This window comes from Helicobacter suis (assembly GCF_902196125.1).
Taxonomy (GTDB): domain Bacteria; phylum Campylobacterota; class Campylobacteria; order Campylobacterales; family Helicobacteraceae; genus Helicobacter; species Helicobacter suis_B.
In genome coordinates, this window is sequence record NZ_CABIKG010000002.1 from 110,175 (window position 1) to 135,729 (window position 25,555).

Sequence of the window (25,555 nt, forward strand, 5' to 3'; positions counted from 1 at the left end):
ATCAAGAGGGTAGATGCGTAAGATTAGTTATGGGAGCGCGCTTTTTTGTGTATGCTGTGTGGGCTCTGTTGGGGCGTTTGATTATAAATTTAGCGGCGTGGCTGAGTCAGTCTCTAAGGTGGGATTTAACCATTCGCCTATTAATTCTAAAAAAGGCATTTTCCCCACTGAGAGTTTTGTAACTCTAACAGTAAAAGCCCAAGTAGACACCACCTTTTTTTATAAGGGCAATCATAAAGTCAGCGGGGGACTTGGGGGAGCAATGGGTGCTTTAACCTATGATAGCACCACTACACTTGTTGATCAAAGCACAGGTCAGGTTTATGGCTCTAAACTTGCCTATTTTTTTATGGGGCGTTGGCTTGGTTTTTTGAATAATGCCCCTTGGAAAAAATCCAATGTAGAAACCACCCAGCATGCCCGCCCTTATGTGCTGTATAACGCCTTTTTGCGCTACGATTATAAAAATGTGTTAAGCATTATTGCCGGAAGATATGCCTCTAAAGCAACTTTTATGAGTGGCTACACGCAAGGCTTTGAAGTTTCTTATAAATTCCCCTCTTTTTTTAAATTACGCTGGATTAGTTCTTTTGGGCGCGCTTTAGCGGTGGGCGAATTTATTAGGCCTTGGTACTCCCCGGTTACTACAACTAATAAAAAAGGACAAGTAGTTAATTTAGGAATCCACGCAGTGGGGTTAAATTATGATACCCGCTATTTTTCAGCCGTCTCTTTTGTCTATTTCTCCCCTAATACCTACACCACCCCCGGTTTTAAGCTGTATTTTAATAGTAACCCGCTTTTTGAAGGGATTGGTTTTAAATCACTCACAACCATGACTGTTATTTTCCCCATTTATGACCCCCGCATTTATGATAACTGGTATCGCGGTTCTATGTATGGCAAGTGGGCTAGTAGTATTTATATCCGCCAACGCTTTGATTACGATCAATACAATTTTGGCGGGGGGTATTTCCAAAACTTTGGCAATCCAGCCGCTAAGATTTTTATATACGGAAACCCAATTGTTATTGATATACGCGATGATAGCGTCTATGGAGGATTGATGAATAACATGCTCTCGCCTAATTCTATTACCGGCTATTTATTTATGGGGGGAGTTCATAAAAAGGTTTTTTGGGGTTTGGTGGGTAGATTAACCTTTTCACCCAGAGCCAACGAGCAAAGCCTCGCATGGAATTTAGGGGTCAAATGGAGTCGCTACATCTCTACTAATATTAAAATTGAATATAACGAAGTAGACACCCATAAGGGCTATAACATCGCTAATTGGTACACTTTAGATCCAAGCGTAGGCCCCACCCATCAAGATAGAAGTTTTTTAATGACAGCAATCAAGGCTCAGTTTTAACCTAATCTTAAGGAGATCCAATGGCTCTAGATTTTCATAGGCATTTGCGGTTTTCTTTTCTTTCTTTAGGTCTTTTTTCTCTTTCACAAATTAACTTTTTAGAAGGCTATAGTTTTAAAATCACAGGTCGGCTAGAAAACTTTGCCAAAATCGGGTTTAATCACTCCCAAATTAACACCAAATACGGGATTTATCCAACTGAAACTTTTACAGACATTGTCGGGTTTGCTAAAATTAAAGTTGGGCTTTTGCCTAAAGCCATAGAGCAAAACGGGCATACACTCAGTTTTAGTTTAGGCGGGGCAATGGCAGGTATTCCTTATGATGGCACGAAATATTTAAAAGATCAAAACGGGCAAATTTTTGGCTCAGTGGTGCATAATTTTATCGGGGGTTGGCATGGGTATTTTTTCAATAAATATTTTAATATGGCCTCTGGGGCCTACCATGCAAGACCTTATGTACTAGATACCGCCTTTTTACAATACGATTATAAACACATCTTTGGGTTTAAGATTGGGCGCTATGAGGCCAATATTGATTTTATGAGCGGGTCTAACCAAGGCTTTGAATTTTATTACAGACCTACTAAAAATCTTAAGCTATGGTGGTGGAGCTCTTATGGACGCGGACTTGCTTTTAACTCTTGGATTTATCAATTCTACGCCACCACTACCTATAACCAACCCAATGGCACTAGGGCAAACTACGGCTGGCATGGAATCACCGCTACTTATGATTATAAAAACTTAAGCGCGCAGGCTTTCTTTTATTTCTCCCCCAAAACCTATAACGCCCCGGGCTTTAAACTCATGTATGATACGAATAAAAACTTCCAAAATGTTGGCTTTCGCTCCCAAACGCTTTTAATGGTTACCGTGCCGGTTTATGACTCTGGTTGGTATAATTCTAAAACCCATACTTGGAGTATCTGGGACGCGGTGAGTAATGGCACGGGAGCTTTAGGCCAAATAATTGGTAAATACGGGGTTACTTTAAATATCCGCCAAGTTTTTTGGTGGAATCACTGGTCGGCTATTTTAGGGCTTTATAATACTTTTGGTAACTCAGATGCCTATTTAGGAAGCCACACCATGCCAATGGGGAATAACACCTCTTATGTAAACAACTATGTAAGCTCAAGTATTGTCGGGTATGACTTTTGGGATAACACCGCCTATGACGGCCTAGCCGATGCGCTAACAAATGCTAACACCACAACGATTTACGGTTCTGTAGGCAGCTTTTATAAAAAATTTGCATGGCATATTTTTGGTCGGGTGAGTAATGCCAATCACAACGCACAAGGCCATTTAGGCCGCGCGAATGAATATTCAGCAGCTCTAAGTTTAGACTATGCCTTTACAACTTCAGTTTTTGTACACTTCAAACTAGAATACTACGGCGTGTATATCCATCAAGGTTATCAAGTGGGCTATTTTGGCTTACCGCAGTATAACAATCCGGATTTTAAGGCTAATTATCAAGATCGTAGCCACATCATGACTAACATCACTTTGAAATTTTAAAAGAATATTATTAAATCGTTTAAGATAATATTATTAATGTTTGTTAAATTAGAAAAAATTGGTTTTCATTTAAGAAAAAAAATATCTAAACTATATTAAAATACGCGAACACAATCATGGTCTCGGGCATAGCTCGATTGGAGTTTTTGCGAGCATGTTCTGTGTAGATTTCATCTCGAGGTTATACCGTTATTATGAAAAGGCAGCACCTATGAATCAAAAAAATAAACAGACAAAGCCAGAAGGTGGAGCTAGCTGTTCTATGTGGGGTAAGTGGGCTAGGGGTGCCCGTAAGCTACGCAACACGCTCACACCCGCTTTGCTCGTCTCGTCTTCTTTTGGGCTCTCTGGTTTGGACGCTCTGAGTTATGAGGTCCATGGGGATTTCATCAACTTCTCTAAGGTGGGGTTTAACAATTCCCCAATTAACCCAGTCAAAGGGCTCTACCCGACTGGTACTTTCGTGGAGTTGACGGGTAAGTTAGAAACCACTCTACACTTAGGTAAGGGTTGGAGTGCAACCGTTGGGGGTGCTCTTGGTGGCATGCCCTATGACAGTACGCGTTATGATAAATACGCCAATGACATTCAAGTCCCACAGGCTTGGAAAGATGCGGCGGCTAATTGTCATGACAATAGCGCCGGGGGCTTTTGTATTCCCTTTTGGGGCTCTGCTAATCAAGTTGGTACTTACCAATACGCAATGGCACATGGCGGTATAGCTGACCCTCGCGGGATTGGCTATATGTTTATGGGTGAGTGGAACGGGCTTTTCCCAAACTACTACCCAGCCAGTGCCTACACTCCCGGTCAATCACGCCGCTATGAAATTTATAAGGCTAATATCCAATATAAAAGCGACCGGGTTTGGATGATTTTAGGGCGTTATGACACCACTCAAGTTAAAGACATTGACTGGTTTTATCAATTAACGCAAGGTTTCTATGGAATGTTTAAGCTGACTAATAAGCTAACTTTCCAAGTGTTTAGCTCCTGGGGCCGTGGTATTGCTGACGGGCAATGGATGTTCCCAATCTATCGCGAAAAACCTTGGGGCCAACATAAAATTGGCTTTATCTATCAAGTGAATAAACACTTCTCTATCCACCCACATGTGTGGTTCTCTCCAGAGGTGTTTACCGCTCCAGAAATTAAAATGTATTATGACACCAACCCAGAATTTAACGGGCGCGGTTTCCGTTCACAAACTACTTTCTATGGTATGTATGTTTATCAGTGGAACAACGCCAAATACGGCCGTTATGCGCCCGCTCGTTATAACTCTTGGGATCCTTTCTTAGACGGTGGCAAATGGCGCGGGTTACAAGGTCCGGGCGGTGCGATTATCTTGATTAAAGAACGCCTAGACTTTAACAACTACAATGTTAGCTTTGGTATCTATGATGCCATCGGTAACCCGAACCAGAACATCGGTACATATGGTAACCCAGTGGCTATTGACGGCGTAGAACAATGGACAGGTGGTATCTACTCATTAGGGTTTGCATCCATCAACAACATCACCGACGCAGACGCCTTTACTGCGTATGCAAAAGTTGGTGCGGTGTATGGTAAGTTTGACTGGGAGTTAGCCGAAAGGTACACTACAGCTCCTCGTGCAGATGGCCAAGCTCTAGCGTTGTATTTAGACTACCAATTTGGCAAACACATCTCAGCGGGTATCAAGCTTGAATGGTTCTTGCAAGTGATTCGCGCGGGCTATAACCCAGGTGTGGGCTTCTTAAGCTATATGGGACAACCTTTAAGCTTGAATACGGGTCTGTTCTCTGCGGCTGGCTTTGCACAAGGTCCGCAAAATACGGGTGGTATTGCTCATACAGTGGCACAAGATCGAAGCCACTTGATGACTCACATCAGCTATAGTTTCTAGTCTTTTTTTCTAGCTTAAGGGGGTTTCCCCTTAAGTATGTTGTTGCTATAATACGCCCCGTCTTTATAACTCCATCCAAGCAGGTTTCCATGCAAATGCAAGTTAGAGAGAATATTACTAAGTGGCTTGTTTTTGTGCTCTTTATCCTTGTGATTAATCGCGCTTTGGCCTTTGACATGAGCATTAGCGGGAAACTGAGTAGCTATACAAAGTATGGTTTTAATAATCAAAAATACGATCCGTCTAAATTTATTTACCCTACAGGGAGTTACACCTCACTTTTAGCCGAAATGAATATTAGCATGGATATTTATAAGGGCTTGCATGCCGAAGTAGGGGGTATGCTTTCAGCTTTGCCTTATGACTCCACGGCTTATCAAGGTAATAATATCCCTCCGGGTCAGCCCGGGGGCCCTGGAGATTTCTACCAACATGATGGTGGGATATTTTGGGAATATATTGGCTGGTATGCCGGGCATAGTGGTTTGCATGTGCAAAAACCGCGCTATGCAATGGTGAATAATGCCTATATTAGCTATGATTATAAAGGGATTTTTGGCATTAAAGGCGGGCGTTATGAACTCTCTGATTATGACTGGTTTACCTCTTTTAGCCAAGGGGTAGAGGGCTATGTTAAATATAAAGACATGAAATTACGCGTACTCTACTCAGATGCGCGTGCCTCAGCCTCAAGCGACTGGTTTTGGCCTTTTGGGCGCTATTATACTAGTGGCAAACCCTTAATGATTGCTGATTTTAAATACCTACACAAGGGTTGGAAAATCAACCCCTATTTTTACTCCATTTTTGGGCGCATGAATGCTCCCGGGATTAATATCACCTATGATACCAACCCTAATTTTAGAAATAAAGGTTTTAGATGGGTGGGTACTTTTGTGGGGTTTTTCCCCTTTTTCCCTCCCTCAGGACGCGGCTATGACATCATCTTATTCCAGCAACAAACTATGGGTAAGGCAGGCCAAACCCTTTTTTTCCGTTCCCGCTTTTATTATAATAAATGGATCTTTGGGGGGAGTATTTATAAAAATATTGGCAATGCTAACGGGGATATTGGGATTTATGGAGACCCCCTTGGTTATAACATCTGGACCAATAGTATCTATGATGCCGAGATTAACAACATTGTTGGTAAAGATGCCCTTAATGGGTTTTTATATTTTGGATCGCGCTTCCATGGGATCACTTGGAAAGTGCTAGGCCGTTTGACCACCTCCCCCCGGGCAAATGAACAAAGTGTCGCGCTCTTTTTAGGGTATTTTTTAAGCCGTTATAATTTGAAGTTTGATCTTAAATTAGAGTATTACAACAATATCACTAAAAAGGGTTATTGTATTGGTTATTGTAGCTCTTGGGGAACTGTCCCACTGCCCCGTAATGTTGACTCTGATCGTAGCCACCTTATGTTTACCGTTACCTATGGTTTCCAAATTCTTTAATGTCTTTTTGGCAAAAATCTAACACACTCCCCATAGCTAAAGCTAGGGTTTTAGTGATTAAAACTTACCCCCGCATAATACAAAACCTTTTAACTAAAGCCAGAGATTTATAAGCCTAGCTTTTGTCCCTAGAGAGGATTTTACCACCTGCGCTATAAGTCTTTGACATACTCCCATAGCTAAAGCTAGGGGATTCTGGGATCATCAAGACCTGCCCGCCAGACGGGTCTTACAGCCTCTACTCCAAGAGTTGATGCCCCAACTCTAGGCGGACATTATAACACAAAAATAACACAAAAAACGCCTTATATCCCCATAGCTAAAGCTAGGGGCTTTACGGCGCGAGTGAGTAAGTATTAGCTAAATAGACATTAGGTGCTAAGTTTAGCATTAGCGCTGATAAAGCCCTAGCTTTGAGTACGGGGAGTATATTAAGAGAGTAATAACACCTCTACACTTTGTACGGGTTCTTCTACTTGGTGGATACAGGCAATGGCATTAGAGGCACTAAGCGCATTAATAGCCCCCGCGCCATAAGTGTTATTTTGATAGGGAGTGAAAATTCCACCTTGTAATTGCCCTAAAATTAAATGGGTGCGTTTGCCCTTTAAAACGAGCGGGCTAGCTAAATTAGCTTTAAAGCTAACAGGTTTAGCTAGACTAAGCGCTAATCTTTCTAAAACAGGTAAGACTAAAGTTAAAAAGGTGAGGGTACAGCTTAAAGGATTGCCCGGCATGCCAAAAATAACTTTTTCAGAGAGGCTAGCTAACATAATAGGTTTACCCGGTTTAAGCTTAACCCCGTGGTAGTGAATCTGTGCGCCCATTGTTAAAAGCGTCTCTTTAAAATAATCCTTATCGCCCGCACTCACACCCGCGCTACTAATGATGACATCATGATCTAAAGCGCTTGTTAGGGCTTTTTTTTGCGCCTCAATAGAATCTTGTAAATAGCCTAAGTGTGTTGGATCAAAACCATGCTTTTTTAAGAGGTTGGTTAAAATAACCCCATTGGTATCATATACTTGGTGTTTATGCGCATGCCCACCTAAAGGCACTACTTCATCGCCACTACTAAAAACCCCCACTCTTAAACGCCTAAAGACGCGCACAGAACCAATCCCCTGCGAGGCTAATAAAGCAATATGCCCGGTTGATAAACACATGCCCTTTGTTAAAATTAAATCCCCACTTTTGATATTTTCACCCTCAAAGCGGATATTATCCCCTTTTTTAAAACCTTGTGGGGCGTGGGCGTGGGTGTTTGTAAAACTTTGCATGTTTTCAAAAGGCACGACTAATTCTACACCTTTAGGGATAGGGGCTCCTGTCATGATTTTAACGCAAGTGTGGGGGGGTAATTCTAAGGCTGTTATATCCATGCCCGCATAAATGGTATGGGCAATGGGTAAGGATTTTTCTAAATCCTCTAAGCGCAATCCAAAACCATCCATAGCCGCATTGCTGACTTTAGGTAAAGGATCGTGTGCGTAAATATCCTGCGCTAAAATACGCCCCTGTGCTTTATTTAAAGCGATGGGCTTAGTTTGCAAAGGCATTAAAGGGAGATTTAACCCCAAATCTAGGGCTTCTTGAAAACTAATAAGATTCATTTGTATTCCTTTAAAAGAGAGTTATGAGTACATGCAATGCCTGTAATAATTGCTCTTTAAAGCGATGCATAATAGAGGCCATGATTAAAATAAGCCCTAATAGAGCAATGGCAATTTTAAGTGGAAACCCAATCGCTAAGAGATTAAATTGGGGGTGGGTTTTCATGATCATGCCAAAGACAATATCACCAAACATGATAATAGCTAGAATGGGAAAGGCCATGCTAAAACCTACCATGAATAAATGCCCTAGTGCTTGCATGCTAGCTTGTGCGATGTGGTTTGTAAAAATAAATCCCCCTAAGGGAATTTTTTCTAAACTATGCTGTATCCATAAAATGATTAAATGGTGCATGGAGGTTTGTAGCATCGTTAAAATGGCTAAAAGCAAAACAACCTGCCCTACAATGGCCTTTTGAGCCCCTGAGATAGGATCATAAGCGCTAGCCATAGTTAAACCCATAGAAAAACTAATCGTATCTGTAGCAAAAGCAATGGCGTGGAAAACCACTTGTAAAAAGAATGAAGCACATAGCCCTAATAAAAACTCCGCACAGCAAGCAATTAAAAAAGTTTCTGCTGTGGTGTATAGTGGGGGGTGGGATAAGGTGGGATAAAACACAAGGGTTAGAAAAAAACTAAGAGCCCCCCTTACAGATATAGGAATAAGATTATTATCAAAGAAAGGGAAAAGCGCGATCACCCCACTTAAACGCAAAAATAAGAGTAAAAACCCCTCTACATTTTGATCGCTCATGTAGGCTAGCCAATCTAACATGCTAGCATTATAGCGCATGGATTTTAACAGGCGTTTTTTCTTTGGGCTTATTATTAATCATTTAGTGTTACAATGAATAGAAGTTTTTATATTTTTATACAAGGAAGTTTCATGCGCGGGTTTTGTTGTGTGTTGGCGTTGTGTGCTGGATTTGCTGGAGCAAGTGAGGTGGGTAGTAATGTGATTCGTTTAATTGATAAGCAAATCCATAAGAAAGTCAATGTACTAGAGGTTAAACCTTTAAAAGCCAATAAAGATTTTCAGATAGTGGTGGTAGAAGATCCAGATACGCAATATCATATCCCCTTGCTAGTTAATAAAAATAGCGATCTTGTAATAGGCATTACCAATATCTTTTTTAGCACGAGCAATAAGGATACAGATTTAGTCCAATCCATCTACCACCAAACCCAAAGCCATAATTTTAAACAGCAAAATAGCGAATCGCTTAATGCCATGTTTGATGCAGTCCCTAAGGATTATGTGATCAATCTACCCTCTAGTAATAAAGGGGTTCGTAAAGACCTTTATATCATTTCAGACCCTATGTGCCCTCATTGCCGCAACGAATTAGGCCATATCCAAGAACGCCTTAAAGAAGCCAATGTACACATGGTTTTAGTGGGATTTTTAGGTAGTGAGTCTAATCTTAAAGCAGCGGTTATTCTTAAAGAGATCAAACGGGCTAGAAACACGCAAGGCAAAATTGATATTTTAAATAAAGTCTATGCCTCTGCTTTCCACAACCCTACAGATGTATCCGATCAAAAGGTTCAAGAAGTACAAAAGGTTACTAAAAGCATTTTAGCTACAAAACTTGTTAAAGGTGTGCCCTTTCTTTATGAATATCGGGGCACTCCAAAAGTACAAGAGAGCAAAGCTACAGATTAGCAACTTGTCGTTTTTCTAAGCTTTTTAAAATAGCACCGCTATAGGTGCTAGAAAAAATATAGATCAAAGTAAAAAGCCCTAAAAGCCCTTGATACCAGAGAAAAACAACCACATCTAAAAAACTCACGCTATCCTTAGCAAAACCTAGAAGAATTAACATCTGCGCGCCATAGGGGATTAAACCCTGAAAGACACAAGAAAAAATATCTAAGATCACCGCGCTTTCGCGTCGATCCACCCCAAATTTTAAACTGATTTTACGGCTAATCTCCCCGACAATCACAATAGCCACCGTGTTATTAGCAACCGCTAAATCCACTAAACTAACCAAACTTGCAATGCCTATTTTGGCGCTTTTTTGGCCAACAATGAGGGTTTCAATTTTAGCAATAACCCATGCAATGCCCCCTTCACGCGCGACCATAAAGGCAATCCCGCCGGTAAGCATAGAGAGTAGAAAAATTTCTTGCATGCTAGTAAAACCGCTATAAACTTCCTTACCAAAACTTAAAAGGGTGAAGTTACCATAATAAAGCCCGATAGCCCCAGATAAAAGAATTCCGCTAAAGAGTACTAAAAACACATTCACTCCTAAAAGCGCTAGGGTTAAAACAAAAACATAGGGCAAGGTTTTAATTAAGGAATAATCATGGATTTGAATCGGGGCGATATTTTCAGGCCGTCCCCAGATTAAAAGCAAAATCACAGTTAAAATACTAGCCGGCAGGGCAATATAAAGATTGATTTTAAATTTATCCTGCATGGCCACATCTTGGGTACGGGTGCTAGCAATAGTGGTATCTGAAATAATAGATAAATTATCCCCAAACATCGCCCCCCCCATAAGGGCTGCTAACACTAATGGCATAGACAAATGGCTTTGCTGGGCTAATCCTACAGCTATAGGCCCTAAAGAGACAATAGAACCCACACTTGTGCCAATAGCCAAAGAAATAAAAGCAGCGATAACAAAAACCCCAGCGGCTAAATACTGCGCGGGGATATAACTAAGCCCAAAATTCACACTAGCCTCAACCCCCCCCATTGCCTTACTCACCACAGCAAACGCCCCAGCTAGTAAATAAATTGTACACATAGTCATGATATTCTTATCCCCACACCCGGCTAAAAAATCATCAAATTTTTTATTTAGATCGCTTTTAAAGAGTAAAAAAGCTGTGGCTACGCCCACTCCTGCAGCTACGGGTCCTGGGAGTTGGTAAAAACCCATTTTCACACCGCTTAATTCTAAATAAAGACCAGTGCCTAAATAAATGCTAATGAAAACTAAGAAAGGGATAAGAGCAAAGGCGTTAGGAATTGGCATAAAAATCCTTTAAGAGCAGACTATGGCTTTTAATTGTAGCTAAGAGGACCTAAAAACCACCTGCTACTACAGCTATTTATAAACCTCTAAAGTATTTATAGCCTTTTAAGAGACATTGCGCTAGAGTGAGCGATTTAGTAATTTTAATTTAAAGGTTTTTGATGATCAATCTTTCACGGCTAACTTTATGGCTAGCTATTTGTGTGGCTTTATTGCCCGGAGCACCTAAACACTTGAAAGGAAAACACATGGAAGGACAAGAAATTACGCACAAGGGGCAATTGGGGGGTTTTGAGGGGGATAGTTCTAAGTTTAGCGGTGTTGTACATGTACAGATTTTATTTAAGTCTGAGAAATGGCGTCATTTTGGAGGGGGTTTAGTCTCCTTTGAACCAAAGGCTAGAAGTGCATGGCATACCCACCCAGCAGGCCAAACTCTTATTGTAACCAAAGGGGTGATTTATACGGGCACGCAAGATGGAAAAGTAAGTGTTGCGCATGAAGGAGATGTGATCTCTTGCCCCCCGGGTGTTAAGCACTGGCATGGAGCAGGACTAGATTCTGGTGGATCCCACATTGCTTTAACTGGAGTTAAAGATGGAGTGAATGTAATCTGGGGGGAGAAAGTTAGCGATGCGGAATATATGAAAGCAATGGCCTCTGTACACAATAAAAACCACACACCACATTTAACCAAGATAGCACAACATCATTTTGATACCCTCTTTAAAGATGCGTCTTTGCCCTTAAGCCAGAGTGATCCAGATTTTGTGAATGCGTATTTAAATTTTTCTTTAGGTGAGGCTCTTGTACAATCCGGTTTAAGTACTCAAGAATATATGCAACTAGTTCTAGCCTCTTTAATAGCTATCCCAGCACTTGGTGAGTATAAAAACATGCTTGGGATAGCCCTTAAAAACCATGTTAACCCTATTGCGATCAAAGAAATTTTATATCAAGCAGTGCCCTATGTGGGGTTTGGACGGGTGTATGACTTTTTAGAGGCCACAAACACGATTTTACGCGCGCACGGCTTTAAACTCCCCTTAGAGGCACAAAAAGGTGTGGCTAGAGATCAAAGGCAAGAAAAAGGTCTAGCTATCCAAAGAAAATTCTTTGGGGAGATGATTGATAAGCACAACGCTGCAGCCCCTAAAGACGAGCAACATATCCGCCGGTTTTTATCAGAAAATTGTTTTGGGGACTACTACACTAGAGAGGGTTTAGCCCTGCCCTTTAGAGAGCTTTTAACCTTTGTGTATCTGGCTTCTTTAGGGGGAGCAGACGCGCAGCTTAAAGGCCATGTCAATGGAAACATTAGCGCAGGTAATGATAGAAAGAAACTAATAGGTGTCATAACTGCACTCATTCCCTACATTGGCTATCCAAAAAGTCTTAATGCTTTAAGTGCAATTGATAGCATAGCTCCAGCAAAATAGCTCGCTGCTTTAAGTGTTAATGCGGTTTTACCCCGCAGTTTTACCTGTTTCTAAAATTTCTTTTACTTTTTTTACATGTAAATCAGCTAGAGCTTGTACTTTAGTTGTTTCTTTATCAGCGTGGGCAAGATAGCCAATTTTACAGGTATAAACATTGGGCAACTTTTCCATTTGGGCGGTGCGCGCCATGACATCAAATAAATTTATTCCCTTTAGAACCAATTGCAAAACCATAAAAGAAAAGATCATCAATATAGCGCTTGAGTAGAGAAGGCACGCTATACCAAAATAATGGAAATTGTAGAATAATCACATCATAGCGCACTAAACGCGCATATTCGCGTGCTACATCAATCTGATAATCTGGATAAGTTTGATCTAAATAGAGAAAATCAGCATTGGGGAGTGTTTTGGCCATTTTCTCTAAAATAATGCGGTTAGCCTCTGATTCTTTTAAATTTGGGTGTCCTGAAATTATAAGTATTTTTTGCATGGGTTTTCTCTTTGTAATAAGTTCTAATTAATCTTATTTGGTAGTATTTTGGCTTGTTTCTAAAATTTCTTTTACTTTTCTCACATGCAAATCAGCTAAAGCTTCTACTTTAGTTGTCTCTTTATCAGCGTGGGCAAGATAACCAATTTTACAAGTATAAACATTGGGCAATTTTTCCATCCGCGCATCGCGTGCTATAATATCAAAGCAGTATAAACATTGATCCAGCGTACACTTTGCATAACCGCTTTCCTGATAAATATCTTGATGTCTTGCAGCTGTAACTGATAACATCAATTTTTTTCCTTTAAGTTTGCCACCTTTAGAATCAGTTGCAAAGTTATAAAATAAAAGATCATCAATGTAGCGCTTGAGTAGGGAGGGGGCGCTGTGCCAGAATAATGGAAATTGTAAAATAATCACATCATAGCGCACCAAACGGGCATATTCGCGCGCTACATCAATTTGATAATCTGGATAAGTTTGATCTAAATAGAGAAAATCCGTATTAGGTAGTGTTTTGGCCATTTTCTCTAAAATGATTTTGGTTACCTTAGATATTTTTAAATTAGGATGCCCTGAAATCACAAGTATTTTTTGCACTTGGTTTTCCTTTGCTTAGAATTAGCGTGCATCTAAAAACGCGGGATTCTACCAATCTATTTTACATTTTTAGCCAATAATTGAGCATAACCCCTATTTAAACACACTTAATTAAAATTTGATAGTATGGCTAATCACCTTAAAAGGATTTTCTATCTATGGATACGCAAGGCCGCACCGATAAAAACACCTATTTTCATCAGTCCTTCCGCCTCAAACGCTACTTTGTTTATGTTGCCATTGCCCTTATTCCTATGATCATTCCTTTCTTGCATATAGGAGATGGGCAGATCTTTTTAATTTCCTTTGAGCGTGGGCAACTCCACCTACTTGGCAAGATTTATAACACCCAAGAAATGTATCTTCTCCCCTTTTTAGTGATCTTTCTTTTTATTTTTATCTTTTTCATGACCACAATGCTTGGGCGAGTCTGGTGTGGTTGGGGTTGTCCGCAGACTATTTTTAGAGTGATTCATCGCGATCTAATTGAAACTAAGATTTTAGGCTTGCATGCTAAGATTGCTAACAAACAGCGCCCCACTCCCCCCACAGCGGCTAATCGCCTTAAAAAAATCGCCGGGCTTTTTTTATTTGCTCCCGTGCCTTTAATGTCTATGGCCGTGCTGCTTTTTTATTTTGTCCCGCCATTAGAGTTTTTTAACCATTTAGCCCACCCTAGCCACCACCCCTTACTTTTAACAATCTGGTTAACTTTAAGTGCGGTTGTGTTTTTTGATATTGTGGTAGCCAAAGAACATTTTTGTATCTATCTTTGCCCCTATGCGCGGGTACAAAGCGTACTCTTTGATGATGATACTTTAAACCCTATTTATGATACCCAAAGAGGCGGGGCTATTTATGATGCAAATGATGTTAAAATCCCCACCCTCCCACAAAAACGAGATAAAGCTAATGAATGCGTGAGTTGTAACCACTGCGTTTTAGTTTGCCCTACTCATATTGATATTAGAAAGGGCATGCAATTAGAGTGTATTAACTGCTTAGAATGCGTAGATGCCTGCACCATTACAATGGGTAAACTCAATAAACCTAGCCTAATTAACTGGTCTTCAACTAATGCCACTGCTACACATAGCAAAGTTAAATTATGGCGGCTTAAAACTTGGGCTTATTTGGGGGTGTTGCTTGTGGTGATAGGTGCGCTTATTATCGGTACGCTTAGAAAATCTACCATGCTTTTAAATATCACACATGGCGGGCAACTCTACAGTGTTAAAAATGGCTTTGTAGATAATAGTTATATCTTTTTATTTGAAAACACCAGTAATAAAGCCCATGAATATACTTTTAATGTAGATGACCCTGATATTAGCATTTTACGGCCTAAAAACACGCTTTCTATCGCGCCACAGGGCAAGTTAAAGGTAGTTGTGATTTTGCGCATGCCCCTTAAACTGGCTAAAGAATCCTATGAAAAACACGATGTTACCCACTCTAAAAAAGAGATTTTACCCATCGTGATTAAGGCCTATAGCACAGACGATCCAAAAATTTTTGTACAACAAGAAAGCATCTTTATCGTCCCTACCCCTTAGGGGGCTCTTCCTCTGTGCTTAAATCTGCTTGCTCGCCCTCTTCTTTGGCAAAGAGCTATCCTCATATTGCTCTTGGTAGCTTAAAATCAAATTACGCTGACCTTCTATGCGGTAGTTTTGTACCTTAGATCTTTTCTAGCTGGGCAATTTTCTCCTCTAAAGCCAAAATATCGCCCCTCTTCTCCGGTTGGTTGTTTTTCAACGCCTCTTGGGGAGTGATTACCGGCTTATCTTTTTGTTCTAAAGCCTGCTTGAGGGTAGTAATTTGTTTCTAGTTTTTCCTAGTTTGACTGATCTGAAGCTTGCGCTGGTTGATAATCTTTTGATCTTTCAGGCGGGCATTAAATTCTTTTTCAAGCTTAGCCCTCTCCTGCTTGATAGCTACTTGTAAATCCGCATTCAAACTAGAAGCTAAAACCTCTCTGATTTCTTTAAGTGCTGTGTTTAAGATGGCTTGCAAAGCCTGCTTGCGTGTTTTGTTGATCCATAAGAAAGCCCCCGCTAAGAAAGCCCCCGCTTTAGGGGCATTTTAACATTTAGAAGTTGTATCGATACCCTACATACAAGCTATATTGTCTGCGGTAGGTAAAAGAGAGACCTTTTTTGTTGAAGTAATAATCGTTAATGGTGGGGATTTTAATCCCAAAGTCAAATTCTTGGTGTTTGCCAATCGTGGTGCGCATACCTAGATTAAAGAGAAATTGGAAAATAGCGGGGTCTAGGGCTTGTTCAGAATTGGCTGGATAAGCAATAGCAAGAAGCGGTCCGCCTGTGGTGTTACCCCAAGAGTTACCCGCAATGGCTGCCCCTAAAAAGAACCCAAAGGTTACATCGTTTTTATTGATCACATCATAGAGTGTATCAATGCCACCGCCATAGGTGAACATATCAGAGAGATTAGCAAAAGTGCCTTTGCCGGGTACTAGCTCATTAGCCCCAAAAACAGAGTGCCCATAATCCATAAAGCCATAGTAGCGCAGACCAAACCATTTCTTTTTACCAAAGAACTGTTTATACCCCACACTAATACCAAGTCCTTGCATTACAGCTAAAAGGCTATAATGACCAGAAGGTAGCCTGCTAAAATTACAACCGTTCGCTCCCCCTGCCGGACAATCACCCTCTCCCGGTTTGGGGTTTCTTACTGTTTCTCCAACCTGCCCTACTTCGTAACTTGCTCCCACATACCACGCATTCCTTTCGGCTTGCAGGCCTGTTACGCCAAGTACCATGGCACTTGATAAAAAGGCATAAAATTTTCTCTTCATGTCATCCTCTTCTTTATATTAAGTATTTTGACGATATTCTAGCATAATTTTTTTAAGATTTGTTTTTAAAAAAAGAAAAATTGCGATCTGTGAGTGCATGGTCTAAAAGCTCTATAGGGTGTAAAAATTGTATAGGCGATTTAATCTGGGCTAAAGAGTTATTAATCTGCATTCTACAGGCCGAACACTCCGCACTCACCACCTGCGCCTTAGTATTAGCAATATCTAAAGCCTTAGGCGCTCCTGCTTTTAAAACCAAGTCATAATGTTCGCTTTGCATGCTCACTCCCCCAAACCCGCAACAACGATCGCTCTCTTGCATTTCAATTAAAGAGTGGTTGATCTGCAACAACGCGCGGGGTTCTTTAAAGACCCCTAAAACTTTTTTAGCATGGCAAGGATCGTGATAGGTTAGAGTGAGGGGAATTTGTGGGCGTTCTTGCAAATAATTTTTAAGCGGGGTAGAGTTAGCTAAGAAAGCAGAGGCTAATTGTAATTTATCCTCTATAACTTTAAATTTTTCTAGCCAAAGTGTGCGTTCTGTTGTATCGCTTAGACTTTCTAAGATATGTAAATAATCTTTTTTAAGCATGCCTATACAAGTAGCCTCTGGAACTAAAATCGCCTCCACTTCAGAAGAAATGGCAAAAAGTGAATCTATATTCTTTTGTGCTAAAAAATAGGCCGTGTCTAAATCCCCTGTAAAATATGCCGGCGCTCCACAACAAAACTGTTCAGGGATTAAAGCGCTGATATTAAGTTTATCTAGTAAAGAAAGTAGGCTTTTACCCACCTCTATATAATTGTAATTACTCAAACAACCGATAAAAATACCCACTTTTCTAAGGGGGGCGCTTTTATCTAAAGGGTCTTGAGGGGTGATGAGACCTTTGTAGGTTTGTAAAAAGCTTTTTTTAGAAAAGGGAAAGATCACCCGTTTTTGCCAAGCTTTAGAACCTTTAAAGCGCCATTTGAGTTTATCCCCCTCTTTTTTAAATACGCAGGGTGCAAGCACATCACAGAGAGAAAAAACAATATCCATAAGCTTAGGGTGTTTTAGCAGATAAAAATAAAACTTCTTATGCCAGCTAATACCGTGTTGTTGTGTACTCATGTGGCGGATTCTCTCTATCATGGCATCTATGGGCAAATGTAAGGGGCAGACTTGTACGCAGGTGGTGCATAAAAAGCAGGTTTCAAAGATTTTTTTAAGCGAGTTGTCTAGCTCTAGGCTCTCTTGTTTAACCTGTGTTATTAAGTCTAAAAACCCGCGCGGGGAGGTGATCTCATCTTTATGGATACGATAAATCGTACAAGTTGGTATGCATTTAGCGCATTTAACACAGGCATTTGTACTGCTTTCTAACTCCTGCCAAAGGGCATTAAAGCTATTAGAGGGTTTGGCTAAAACGCTTCTCTCCTTGGTGGGTTTTATAGTAGCTATCAAAGGCCATAGCGATATTGCGCACCAACATAGCCCCTGTGGCGCTGGTTTTAAGCCCCTTATTACTTAGAGTGAGTAGCCCTTCTTGTTCATAAGGCTTAAGCATCTCTAGCGCTTCTTTAAAATGTACTTTAAAATCAATGTTAAATGCTCTTTCAATGCTTGCAAAATCAATTTCTAAATTATTCATCAAATGCATGATCACCTCTTTACGCAAGCGATCTTCAAAACTAAGAACTATTCCCCTCTCTACCGGCAAATGCCCGCTATCTATGGCTTGCTCATAGCGCTTTAAGTCTTTAAAATTCTGGGTGTAATAATCTAGCCCCTCGCCAATACTAGTAACCCCTACCCCTATTGTCTGAGAAAATCTCTGGGTGGTATAGCCTTGAAAATTGCGCCTTAGCTCTTTATTTTGCAAGGCTTGATAAAGCTCATTGTCTTTTTTAGCAAAATGATCCATTCCAATCATCTCATAGCCATGATCTTTTAAAAAGGCGATTAAAAACTGCAAGAGTTGCAATTTTTGCTCCGGCGAAGGCAAGGTTTGAGGATTAATTCTCATGGTGTGCTTAATCCAAGGGACATGGGCGTAATTAAACACCGCGAGGCGATCAGGATCAAGCTTAAGCACCTTTAAAAGGGTTTGCTCAAAACTCTGAGGGCTTTGGAAAGGCAAGCCATAGATGAGATCAAAATTAATAGAATGGATAGCACAATCCCTAGCCCACTCCACTTTTTCTTGTACTAACTCAAAGCTTTGTAAGCGATTAACTGCCCTTTGTACCACCGGATCAAAATCTTGGATACCAAAACTCAAGCGATTAAACCCTTGATTTTTAAGTACCTGCATCTGTTCAAAGGTAAAGTGTCTAGGATCGATCTCACAGCTTAGCTCAGCCTGAGAAGAAAAACGAGAAAAGAGGCTATAAATACTTTTAATGATGATCTCTAATTGTGTAGCATTAAAAAAAGTGGGAGTCCCCCCGCCAAAGTGCAGTTGCACCACCTCTCTTTTTGTGTCTAAATACTGTTTTAATAAATCTAACTCTTTTTGTAAATAGGTGATGTAGCGCTCTTTTTTGGCTTGGCTACTGGTGTAGATCACACTACAGGCGCAAAAATAACAAGCACTCTTACAAAAAGGCAAATGGAAATATAAAGATAAAGGGATTTTAGGATCGCTTCTTTTAAAGGCTTGGATCAAATCTATTTCTTGAAAATGGGGGCCAAATTCTACAGCGGTTGGGTAGCTGGTGTATCTGGGTCCGGGTTTAGAATAGGAGGCAAATTTTTGGAAGTCTAGAGTCTGCATACTAAAAAGGGATTTGCAAGTTATCCAAATCTAGCTCTTGTCTTTTGCTCTCCAAAAACTCTGGAAGATTAAAGAAAAGATTAGGGTGCTGTCTTTTAACTTGCTTGACAAGGTCTAAAGAACTGATTTTAGGCAAACTCCCATCGCTTCCACGCATAGCCTCCAATTTTTTAAAGACCACCGCCATCGCATCTGCAAAGTCTATAGGGGTGAGTGTGGCCATGTCTCGTTCTAACTCTACGATAACTTTATCCTCATAGGCTTTTTGAATCATCCGTACGATGTATTGGAGTAAGGATTCTGGAATCACAACATACTTTTGATCTTGATCGTCTTTGACAAACCATGCTTCTTTGGTGTTAAAATCCCCCTCCTCTAATTCTAAAAGCATTTGTTTAGGTGAAAGCAATTTAGCCTGAACCCTATTTTTTCCTGATTCTAAACTTTGATAAATTTCTTGCATATCCGCTGGTTCGTTTAAATGGGCTTTATTGCCTCTGCTTTTGCCAGATCGTGAACTTTGCATATACACCTCTCTTTTTGCCTATTCTAACATATTTTAACCATTCTTAGCGAAATGTAACTTTTTGATCAACTTTTCTTGATCAAAACTTCTGATCAAACATCTTGGTCTCACTAAGGAATACATACAGAGAGATACAGAGGAACTCAATGCCTTATACTAGAAAGATTCAAACCCATATCCAATACTCTAAAAAGACCAAAGAGCACTATTTCAAGTACACACAGGATTAGACTACAAACTCTTTAATAGATTGTGTGGCAAGTGTGGCAAAGTGTGCCTGGTGAGGGTAAAAGAGAGGTTTAGGGAAGTGAAAGTGATAAGCCCCTATGTAGATCAATAAAAAACTCCACATTGCCCTCTTTACCCTTAAGGCTTGATTCTTCTATCCGCACCACTTTTAAACCATAGGCTTGTACTTCTCTTATAAAGTTTTCTAAACACTGCCTTGTAGCGTTTAAATCCATAACCACCCCTTTTTTATTGCGCTTAACAAAACGCCCCACTTCAAATTGGGGTTTAAAAAGCAAGAGATAGCGCCGGCTTAAGGGTAGAAGAGTTTTTAAAAGCAAATGCAAAGAAATAAAACTCACATCACAGGTTAATAAATCGTGGGTTGTACTGGTTTTAAAATGGCGGATATCACACTTTTCGTGTAACTCAATTTGGGGGTGGGTTCTAAGAATTGGATCTAACTGGTCTTTGCCCACATCTATACACACAACCCGCATTGCCCCTTTTTCTAAAAGCACTTGTGCAAACCCGCCCGTGCTAGAACCCACATCTAAGATAACTTTGTTATAGCAATCAATGGGGTATTTTTCTAAATAATGCCAAAGCTTTTGGCCTGCACGGCTAATAAAACGCCTAGGTATAAGAGTGAGATTTTGCTCTAAACTTTCTAATAACTCTCCTTTAACTTCTAAACTAGGCTTATTAAGAACATGGCCATTAGTGCTAACCTTCCCCTCTAAAATTAATGCTTTAGCACATGTCCGGCTCTTAACCAGCCCTTTTTCAACCAAATATTGATCTAAACGCATTTAAACCTGATATTGTACATTTGCATAAACCCCTAGGTGTTGTCAAAACCAAGCTAATACAAAAAACTTGTTTTCATGTTATGATAATACGACTAGATTATAAGGAGTTATTGTGAAAAAAATGGCATTAGGCGTCTTATTAGCATGTGGGCTAGTCCATGCAACTAGCATTGATACCACTAAGGTTAGCATGGGATTTACAGCTTTTAAGACTGCCAAAAAGGTAGGGGTAAATGGGAGTTTTGATCATGTAGCTTACCGCTTTGGTAAGGACACTTCTAGCATTGCGCACATGCTAGATAAGGCAAGCGCTACGATTGATGTTTCCCATGTCAATTTAAACGATCCGGTTAAAACTAAAAATGTTAAAGAGGCATTTTTTGATCTATTCAAAGATAAAACTCTGAAAGTCATTTTTAGAAATGTGGTAGCAGGTGATGGGCAGGGCAGTATTTTAGCTAGCGTGCGCATGAATGGCAAAAGTGTAAAAGTACCCATGAGTTATCACATTGTCAATAAAGAACTGGTAGCTACCGGTGTATTAGATATTTTAGAATTTGGCTTACAAAATGAGTTTGCTAAATTAGCCGCGCAGTGCCATGCCCAGCATGAAAAACTCACATGGTCTCAAGTAGAGATCACTTTCAAAGCCGCTCTTAAAGAGTAACACAATGGCAAAAAAAGAGTTGGAACACCCGCTCTTACACAGTATCAACGATTTTAATGAGGCTAAACAAGTGATTGTGGGGGGGGTTAATTCGCCTGTACGGGCTTTTAAAAGTGTGGGGGGGACTCCCCCCTTTATTTTTAAGGGCAAAGGGTATGCACTCTTTGATGTAGATGGAAACACCTATGTAGATTTTGTACAAAGCTGGGGTCCTTTGCTCTTTGGGCATGCTGATTCTGATATTCAGGCACAAGTTATCACTACTTTACAAAGAGGCCTAAGTTTTGGCGCACCCACCGAATTAGAAACCACTTTAGCTAAAAAAATCGTGTTGAGTTATGAGGGTGTGGAAAAAGTGCGCTTAGTAAGTAGTGGTACAGAAGCTACAATGAGTGCTATCCGCCTAGCTAGAGCCTTTAGCGGTAAAGATGATATTCTTAAATTTGAGGGGTGCTATCACGGCCATAGTGATAGCTTGCTAGTAAGCGCAGGAAGTGGCTGTGCTACTTTTGGCCATCCATCTTCTTTGGGAGTACCAGAGGATTTTAGTAAACACACTTTAGTGGCTCGCTATAACGATGTGGCCTCTCTTAAAGCTTGTTTTGAAGAAGGAGATATTGGCTGTGTCATCATTGAACCCATTGCGGGTAATATGGGGTTAGTGCCAGCTAAGTTAGAATTTTTACAAGAATTACAGCATCTTTGCCAAGCTAAGGGGGCGGTGCTAATTTTTGATGAGGTGATGAGTGGTTTTAGGGCATCTGCTAGCGGATCACAAAGTTATCACCACCTTATACCCGATCTAGTAACCTTTGGTAAGGTCATTGGGGGGGGCTTGCCTCTGGCTTGCTTTGGAGGGCGCGCAGAAATCATGGACATGCTAGCTCCCATTGGGGGGGTTTATCAGGCGGGTACGCTTAGTGGTAATCCAGTAGCCGTAGCAGCCGGTATTATGGCCTTAGAAAAAATCCAGCATGATCTTAAACTTTATTCTCGCTTAGAAGCACTTGCCACACAGTTTACTCAGGGGCTTAAAGCAGCTGCGGCCTCTTGTGATTTAGCCTTGCAGACATGTGTCAGAGGGAGCATGTTTGGGTTTTTCTTTACAGATAAAGAGGTGCAAAACTTTGAAGACGCCCAACAATCAAATACCGCCCTATACGCTACCTTCCACCAAAAGATGTTAGAAAAAGGGGTGTATTTACCCGCCTCAGCCTTTGAAACTAGCTTTATTTGTACGCCTATGGACTCTTCTATTTTAGAAGCATGTCTAAGCAGAGCTCAGGAGAGTTTTTATGAAATCGCCCATAAAGTCTGATCCTAAATTTAAACCCGTTGTAGAGGGGGCAAATGCTTTGAGTTTGGGTATTTCTATTGTGGTTGCGCTTTTACTAGGGGTTGGTATTGGCTATGCTCTTGTTAGGCTTACTAAAATCTCTTGGCTCTTTTGGTTAGGGGTTTTTTGGGGAGTGGGCGGGGCTATTTTAAATGTGTATAGAGCCTATAAACAAGCCAAAGCAGAGCTAGATAGTTTAGCTAGCGATCCAAAATACCAACAGCATAAAGTCTAATGTGTTCTTTTAAATGTGCTCTGTTACTTTTACTTTATAACGCCTTACTAACAACTCTAATAGCTTTAAAATGGGGAATGAGCGGGGCTATTAATTTTGAGGCTAGCTTTTTAGGTTTTTTAGGTGTTTTGCTAGCCGGCTATAGACAACTTGAAACTAGGTTAAAAAATGCATCTGAAATTCCTCCCAAGTTTTCAGCCTTTATTTTAGGGTTAAAGACTTCTTTTGGGTTTTTAAAACTGGGAGCATATGCGCTATTTCTCTTTATTCTCTTTTATCTCTTACACACCCATGTTTTCATGCCCAAACCCTATCTTTTAGGGCTAGGGAGTTGTTTAGTGGGGGTGTTGATCTTGCAAGTTTTGCGTGCCAAATCTTAATATTGCGCCTATAAATATGCAAGATTTAAGGGTGAGAATGGATAAGTACCAAATTGTGATAGAGAGAAATTTGTTTTATAAGCGCATTCTCACAATAGCAAGGATCGCAAAAGATAGAGAATTATCTAAGCTTTTATTGCTAGAGGAGTGGGAAGATGCAAAAAATGAAGGAGAGATTAAAGAGTGGGGTAATATCAAGATAAAAAATCTCATTAGAGATAATAAGGGCTTTGCCCGTGGACTTATTAATCTATTCTTCAAAGGCTCTTCTAACCCCTTTCTAGCTAAAACCCTGCCCCTTTTTGAACCTAACAAGCTTAACTTACTCAAAATAAACTTTGAACCCCATGCTATGCTAGATACTCTAATCCGTTACAGACAAAAAGGCTCTTATAGTGGCTCTATGGCTGATAATCCTGAAATGGCGATTAAAGAAATTTTAAAGGCCTGTAAAATCTCTTTTGAAAGCGGGGATTTGCCCCTTTTAAGCGCACATGAAGGACTTAAAAAACGTACCATGGATTTTATAATCCCTAATAAAGAAAACCCACAAATTATCATTGAATCCTCATTTTTAAGTACCACAAGTAGTGGACAAGGTGATAAGGCAAAAACAGAGCTAGCCATCTCGCATCTTATTAGAAAATATTATCCTAAGGCTAAGTTTGTAGGTTTTATAGATGGCATTGGTTGGTATGTCAGAAAGCAGGATCTAAAACGCATGGTAGAAGCTTACCAAGAAGTTTTTACCTTTAGAGCAGACGAGTTAGAACGCTTTAAAGTGTTCGTGCAAGAGAACTTTAAATGAGGTTGCCTTTAAATCAAATCTTGCATGGAGATTGTTTAGAACTATTTAAAAAGATTCCTAACAATAGCATTGATTGTGTCTTTGCCGACCCCCCTTTTAATCTCAAGAAAAAATATAATTCCCATAAGAATGGAACTTCTCGGCCACCTCTAAGTCTCAAACTAAAATCACGGCTAAGTATAACACAAAATTTAACTTTTGTCCCCTAGTTTAGCGACCCTTGCCCTTTCTTGTAACTGAGACTTCACTAGGTTCAGGTAGTTGCTATGGTTTCAATTCTGGTTCTGATTGGTCTTGGAGCTCTTGATGTTGGGTGTGTTGCTGTTGTTGCCTGAGCTCTGCTATATCTTGAGCCATTGTTTGGATTGTTCTTTGTTGTTCTTGCGTCATCTGCATCATCGTGTGCAACATCTGCATTGTCAGCTCTTGAGAGTTCTTTGTGGTAGCTAATCCTTGTAGCGTAGTCGCCTCTTGAGCTGGTGGCTGGTTGTTAGCATTCTGTGTTTGTTCTTGTGGGTGTTTAAGCATAGTGTTTTGCTTAGGAGTGCTATTGATCTCAAAAACTTCTTGCTCTTTTCGTTCTGTTTTGAGTTTTTGCAAGAGTTGTTTGGCATCTAACAAGATGAGTGGCAAATCTTTAGCATGGTGGTTTAAAAAGCGATTGGCACTTAAGATTTCTCTGGCAATGTAGAATAAGCTTTTGCTTGTGCGTGCCAGAGACTGATTGCATTTGATCAAGTCTTGGTTAAGTAACAGGTTTTCTTGTTCTTTTTTAGTTGTGGCTTGTTTGAGCTGTTGTGCCCATTCATTCCAGATACGATCCAAATCTTCTTTTTCTTGTTGGAGAGCATTGAAGCGTTGCACTAAAAAAGCTAGGCGTTCATTGGCAATATTGAGCAGTGCTTGTTGGTTGCTATGGATAATGGCTAGTTGTTTGTCTTTAGCACTGGAGCTGGCCTCTTTGAGCTGGGGGATAATGTGCTCTAAAGTCTTGAGTTTTTCAAAGTGGCGCTTGAGATTTTTTAGCGTGGGTTTTTGATGCTTGAGAGCTTGGGCGATGTGATCTAAAAAGTTAGGATTGATGAAGTTTCTCTCTTGGGTGGTGCGCTGCATTTCTATTTGACTTTTGAGCTCAGAGATATGCATCAAAGTCTTTTTGTCTAAGTAGCGTTTGTCTAAGTGTTGGTATTGCTCATAGATAGCCTGCTTTTTTTGCAAAAGTGTAAAGCCTCTGGTTTGTTTTTCAAAGAGCACATCTGTGTAGTCTTGCCAAGCCTTGAGAGCTTCTTTTTGTTCTGGATGCCTTGTGTGTTGGCGCTTTATAGCTTGATAACCCATGTCTAGTAGCTTTTTAGTTTGCTGGTTGTAGTGTTCTTGCTGGCTAGAAAAATCTTTTTCTGCTTGTTTTTCCTCATCTCTGATGGTGCGCAAACGCTCTTTTAGATTGTCTAAAATTTTTAGGTTTGGTTGGTTGATGTATAGGTGCTCAGGGGTTTGCAAATATGCGTTGACATGATAACTAAATTCTTCTCTCAAATCGTGGAAAAATTCTTTGCAATCTGTGCGCTTAGCAAAGCGTAATCTCTT

Annotated in this window: 25 protein-coding genes; 12 read left to right on the forward strand and 13 right to left on the reverse strand. The window is 40.4% G+C overall.

Annotation, left to right across the window (positions count from 1 at the left end; translation table 11 throughout):
• The first annotated feature begins 13 nt into the window (after positions 1–13).
• From G6Q00_RS01330 to G6Q00_RS01345, 4 genes are all read left to right on the forward strand, one after another.
• Entirely contained in the window at positions 14–1,372 is a 1,359-nt protein-coding gene (locus G6Q00_RS01330; RefSeq protein WP_163531675.1) for an outer membrane family protein, read from the forward strand.
• A 20-nt stretch (positions 1,373–1,392) separates the two neighbouring features.
• Positions 1,393–2,901 (forward strand): outer membrane family protein, encoded by a 1,509-nt coding sequence (locus G6Q00_RS01335; RefSeq protein ID WP_205426436.1) that lies wholly within the window; start codon positions 1,393–1,395, stop codon positions 2,899–2,901.
• Positions 2,902–3,163: 262 nt separating this feature from the next.
• Entirely contained in the window at positions 3,164–4,792 is a 1,629-nt protein-coding gene (locus G6Q00_RS01340; RefSeq protein ID WP_430750779.1) for an outer membrane family protein, read from the forward strand.
• A 95-nt stretch (positions 4,793–4,887) separates the two neighbouring features.
• Positions 4,888–6,249: an outer membrane family protein gene (locus G6Q00_RS01345; protein WP_163531705.1), complete on the forward strand. Its 1,362-nt coding sequence runs from the start codon at positions 4,888–4,890 to the stop codon at positions 6,247–6,249.
• 431 nt (positions 6,250–6,680) lie between these two features.
• Here the strand turns inward: G6Q00_RS01345 and G6Q00_RS01350 are convergent, their stop codons facing one another.
• Both G6Q00_RS01350 and fliR read right to left on the reverse strand, forming a co-directional pair.
• Positions 6,681–7,862: a molybdopterin molybdotransferase MoeA gene (locus G6Q00_RS01350; protein ID WP_163531677.1), complete on the reverse strand. Its 1,182-nt coding sequence runs from the start codon at positions 7,860–7,862 to the stop codon at positions 6,681–6,683.
• Positions 7,863–7,872: 10 nt separating this feature from the next.
• Complete coding sequence (gene fliR, locus G6Q00_RS01355; protein WP_205426443.1) at positions 7,873–8,640, reverse strand: flagellar biosynthetic protein FliR; 768 nt, start codon at positions 8,638–8,640, stop codon at positions 7,873–7,875.
• Positions 8,641–8,751: 111 nt separating this feature from the next.
• On the opposite strand from fliR, the gene G6Q00_RS01360 reads away from it, so the two are divergent.
• Positions 8,752–9,531, forward strand: a complete 780-nt coding sequence (locus tag G6Q00_RS01360; RefSeq protein WP_240329498.1) for a disulfide isomerase — start codon at positions 8,752–8,754, stop codon at positions 9,529–9,531.
• On the opposite strand, the gene G6Q00_RS01365 is transcribed toward G6Q00_RS01360, so the two are convergent.
• A complete protein-coding gene (locus G6Q00_RS01365; RefSeq protein WP_163531679.1) occupies positions 9,521–10,858 on the reverse strand; it encodes a Na+/H+ antiporter NhaC family protein in 1,338 nt (445 codons plus the stop codon). The two genes, G6Q00_RS01360 and G6Q00_RS01365, sit on opposite strands and share 11 nt — an antisense overlap.
• A 161-nt stretch (positions 10,859–11,019) precedes the next feature.
• Between G6Q00_RS01365 and G6Q00_RS08755 the strand changes: the two genes are divergently transcribed.
• Positions 11,020–12,297, forward strand: coding sequence for a cupin domain-containing carboxymuconolactone decarboxylase family protein (locus G6Q00_RS08755; RefSeq protein ID WP_346265323.1), 1,278 nt, complete (start codon positions 11,020–11,022; stop codon positions 12,295–12,297).
• A 27-nt stretch (positions 12,298–12,324) separates the two neighbouring features.
• Here the strand turns inward: G6Q00_RS08755 and G6Q00_RS01375 are convergent, their stop codons facing one another.
• The 3 genes from G6Q00_RS01375 to G6Q00_RS01385 are packed head-to-tail and all read right to left on the reverse strand — an operon-like array spanning position 12,325 to position 13,393.
• Positions 12,325–12,519 (reverse strand): hypothetical protein, encoded by a 195-nt coding sequence (locus tag G6Q00_RS01375; RefSeq protein WP_163531680.1) that lies wholly within the window; start codon positions 12,517–12,519, stop codon positions 12,325–12,327.
• Complete coding sequence (locus G6Q00_RS01380; protein ID WP_163531681.1) at positions 12,491–12,790, reverse strand: NAD(P)H-dependent oxidoreductase; 300 nt, start codon at positions 12,788–12,790, stop codon at positions 12,491–12,493. Before G6Q00_RS01380 ends, G6Q00_RS01375 begins: the two co-directional genes overlap by 29 nt.
• A gap of 33 nt (positions 12,791–12,823) precedes the next feature.
• Complete coding sequence (locus G6Q00_RS01385) at positions 12,824–13,393, reverse strand: NAD(P)H-dependent oxidoreductase (protein WP_163531682.1); 570 nt, start codon at positions 13,391–13,393, stop codon at positions 12,824–12,826.
• Positions 13,394–13,551: 158 nt separating this feature from the next.
• On the opposite strand from G6Q00_RS01385, the gene ccoG reads away from it, so the two are divergent.
• Positions 13,552–14,949, forward strand: coding sequence for a cytochrome c oxidase accessory protein CcoG (gene ccoG / locus G6Q00_RS01390; RefSeq protein WP_163531683.1), 1,398 nt, complete (start codon positions 13,552–13,554; stop codon positions 14,947–14,949).
• Positions 14,950–15,220: 271 nt separating this feature from the next.
• Here ccoG and G6Q00_RS01395 read toward each other — a convergent pair whose 3' ends face one another.
• From G6Q00_RS01395 to tlyA, 6 genes are all read right to left on the reverse strand, one after another.
• Positions 15,221–15,409, reverse strand: a complete 189-nt coding sequence (locus G6Q00_RS01395) for a hypothetical protein (RefSeq protein ID WP_163531684.1) — start codon at positions 15,407–15,409, stop codon at positions 15,221–15,223.
• Positions 15,410–15,485: 76 nt separating this feature from the next.
• Positions 15,486–16,217, reverse strand: coding sequence for an outer membrane protein (locus tag G6Q00_RS01400; RefSeq protein WP_163531685.1), 732 nt, complete (start codon positions 16,215–16,217; stop codon positions 15,486–15,488).
• Between the two features lie 52 nt (positions 16,218–16,269).
• Entirely contained in the window at positions 16,270–17,664 is a 1,395-nt protein-coding gene (locus G6Q00_RS01405) for a (Fe-S)-binding protein (protein WP_240330914.1), read from the reverse strand.
• Complete coding sequence (gene hemN / locus G6Q00_RS01410; protein WP_205426437.1) at positions 17,609–18,976, reverse strand: oxygen-independent coproporphyrinogen III oxidase; 1,368 nt, start codon at positions 18,974–18,976, stop codon at positions 17,609–17,611. The genes G6Q00_RS01405 and hemN overlap by 56 nt, the downstream gene beginning before the upstream one ends.
• A gap of 1 nt (position 18,977) precedes the next feature.
• Positions 18,978–19,502 carry a DUF2603 domain-containing protein gene (locus G6Q00_RS01415; protein ID WP_163498688.1) on the reverse strand — a complete coding sequence of 175 codons (525 nt, stop codon included), beginning with the start codon at positions 19,500–19,502 and terminating at the stop codon, positions 18,978–18,980.
• A 299-nt stretch (positions 19,503–19,801) separates the two neighbouring features.
• On the reverse strand, positions 19,802–20,542 hold the full coding sequence (tlyA, locus tag G6Q00_RS01420) for a 23S rRNA (cytidine-2'-O)-methyltransferase TlyA (RefSeq protein WP_163531686.1): 741 nt from the start codon (positions 20,540–20,542) through the stop codon (positions 19,802–19,804).
• A gap of 112 nt (positions 20,543–20,654) precedes the next feature.
• Between tlyA and G6Q00_RS01425 the strand changes: the two genes are divergently transcribed.
• From G6Q00_RS01425 to G6Q00_RS08415, 5 genes are read left to right on the forward strand one after another with little or no spacing between them, the layout of a single operon-like run.
• Positions 20,655–21,209 carry a YceI family protein gene (locus tag G6Q00_RS01425; protein ID WP_205426438.1) on the forward strand — a complete coding sequence of 185 codons (555 nt, stop codon included), beginning with the start codon at positions 20,655–20,657 and terminating at the stop codon, positions 21,207–21,209.
• A 4-nt stretch (positions 21,210–21,213) separates the two neighbouring features.
• Positions 21,214–22,527 (forward strand): glutamate-1-semialdehyde 2,1-aminomutase, encoded by a 1,314-nt coding sequence (gene hemL, locus G6Q00_RS01430; RefSeq protein ID WP_205426439.1) that lies wholly within the window; start codon positions 21,214–21,216, stop codon positions 22,525–22,527.
• Positions 22,505–22,780: an AtpZ/AtpI family protein gene (locus tag G6Q00_RS01435; protein ID WP_163531687.1), complete on the forward strand. Its 276-nt coding sequence runs from the start codon at positions 22,505–22,507 to the stop codon at positions 22,778–22,780. Before hemL ends, G6Q00_RS01435 begins: the two co-directional genes overlap by 23 nt.
• Complete coding sequence (locus tag G6Q00_RS01440) at positions 22,780–23,160, forward strand: hypothetical protein (RefSeq protein ID WP_163531688.1); 381 nt, start codon at positions 22,780–22,782, stop codon at positions 23,158–23,160. The genes G6Q00_RS01435 and G6Q00_RS01440 overlap by 1 nt, the downstream gene beginning before the upstream one ends.
• Before the next feature lie 37 nt (positions 23,161–23,197).
• A complete protein-coding gene (locus G6Q00_RS08415; RefSeq protein ID WP_205426440.1) occupies positions 23,198–23,968 on the forward strand; it encodes a DpnII family type II restriction endonuclease in 771 nt (256 codons plus the stop codon).
• Positions 23,969–24,232: 264 nt separating this feature from the next.
• Here G6Q00_RS08415 and G6Q00_RS01450 read toward each other — a convergent pair.
• A partial coding sequence (locus tag G6Q00_RS01450) for a hypothetical protein (RefSeq protein ID WP_163531689.1) occupies positions 24,233–25,555 on the reverse strand: 1,323 nt, incomplete at its 5' end.

Excerpts from the sequence above, each read along its gene's own strand:
- G6Q00_RS01400 (WP_163531685.1), bottom strand. The coding sequence starts at position 16,217 with ATGAAGAGAAAATTTTATGCCTTTTTATCAAGTGCCATGGTACTTGGC.
- G6Q00_RS01330 (WP_163531675.1), top strand. The coding sequence starts at position 14 with ATGCGTAAGATTAGTTATGGGAGCGCGCTTTTTTGTGTATGCTGTGTG.
- G6Q00_RS01365 (WP_163531679.1), bottom strand. The coding sequence starts at position 10,858 with ATGCCAATTCCTAACGCCTTTGCTCTTATCCCTTTCTTAGTTTTCATT.
- G6Q00_RS08755 (WP_346265323.1), top strand. The coding sequence starts at position 11,020 with ATGATCAATCTTTCACGGCTAACTTTATGGCTAGCTATTTGTGTGGCT.
- G6Q00_RS08415 (WP_205426440.1), top strand. The coding sequence starts at position 23,198 with ATGGATAAGTACCAAATTGTGATAGAGAGAAATTTGTTTTATAAGCGC.
- G6Q00_RS01380 (WP_163531681.1), bottom strand. The coding sequence starts at position 12,790 with ATGCAAAAAATACTTATAATTTCAGGACACCCAAATTTAAAAGAATCA.
- G6Q00_RS01350 (WP_163531677.1), bottom strand. The coding sequence starts at position 7,862 with ATGAATCTTATTAGTTTTCAAGAAGCCCTAGATTTGGGGTTAAATCTC.
- ccoG (WP_163531683.1), top strand. The coding sequence starts at position 13,552 with ATGGATACGCAAGGCCGCACCGATAAAAACACCTATTTTCATCAGTCC.
- G6Q00_RS01415 (WP_163498688.1), bottom strand. The coding sequence starts at position 19,502 with ATGCAAAGTTCACGATCTGGCAAAAGCAGAGGCAATAAAGCCCATTTA.
- G6Q00_RS01345 (WP_163531705.1), top strand. The coding sequence starts at position 4,888 with ATGCAAGTTAGAGAGAATATTACTAAGTGGCTTGTTTTTGTGCTCTTT.
- hemN (WP_205426437.1), bottom strand. The coding sequence starts at position 18,976 with ATGCAGACTCTAGACTTCCAAAAATTTGCCTCCTATTCTAAACCCGGA.
- G6Q00_RS01435 (WP_163531687.1), top strand. The coding sequence starts at position 22,505 with ATGAAATCGCCCATAAAGTCTGATCCTAAATTTAAACCCGTTGTAGAG.
- G6Q00_RS01340 (WP_430750779.1), top strand. The coding sequence starts at position 3,164 with ATGTGGGGTAAGTGGGCTAGGGGTGCCCGTAAGCTACGCAACACGCTC.
- G6Q00_RS01360 (WP_240329498.1), top strand. The coding sequence starts at position 8,752 with ATGCGCGGGTTTTGTTGTGTGTTGGCGTTGTGTGCTGGATTTGCTGGA.
- fliR (WP_205426443.1), bottom strand. The coding sequence starts at position 8,640 with ATGTTAGATTGGCTAGCCTACATGAGCGATCAAAATGTAGAGGGGTTT.
- G6Q00_RS01440 (WP_163531688.1), top strand. The coding sequence starts at position 22,780 with ATGTGTTCTTTTAAATGTGCTCTGTTACTTTTACTTTATAACGCCTTA.
- G6Q00_RS01335 (WP_205426436.1), top strand. The coding sequence starts at position 1,393 with ATGGCTCTAGATTTTCATAGGCATTTGCGGTTTTCTTTTCTTTCTTTA.
- tlyA (WP_163531686.1), bottom strand. The coding sequence starts at position 20,542 with ATGCGTTTAGATCAATATTTGGTTGAAAAAGGGCTGGTTAAGAGCCGG.
- hemL (WP_205426439.1), top strand. The coding sequence starts at position 21,214 with ATGGCAAAAAAAGAGTTGGAACACCCGCTCTTACACAGTATCAACGAT.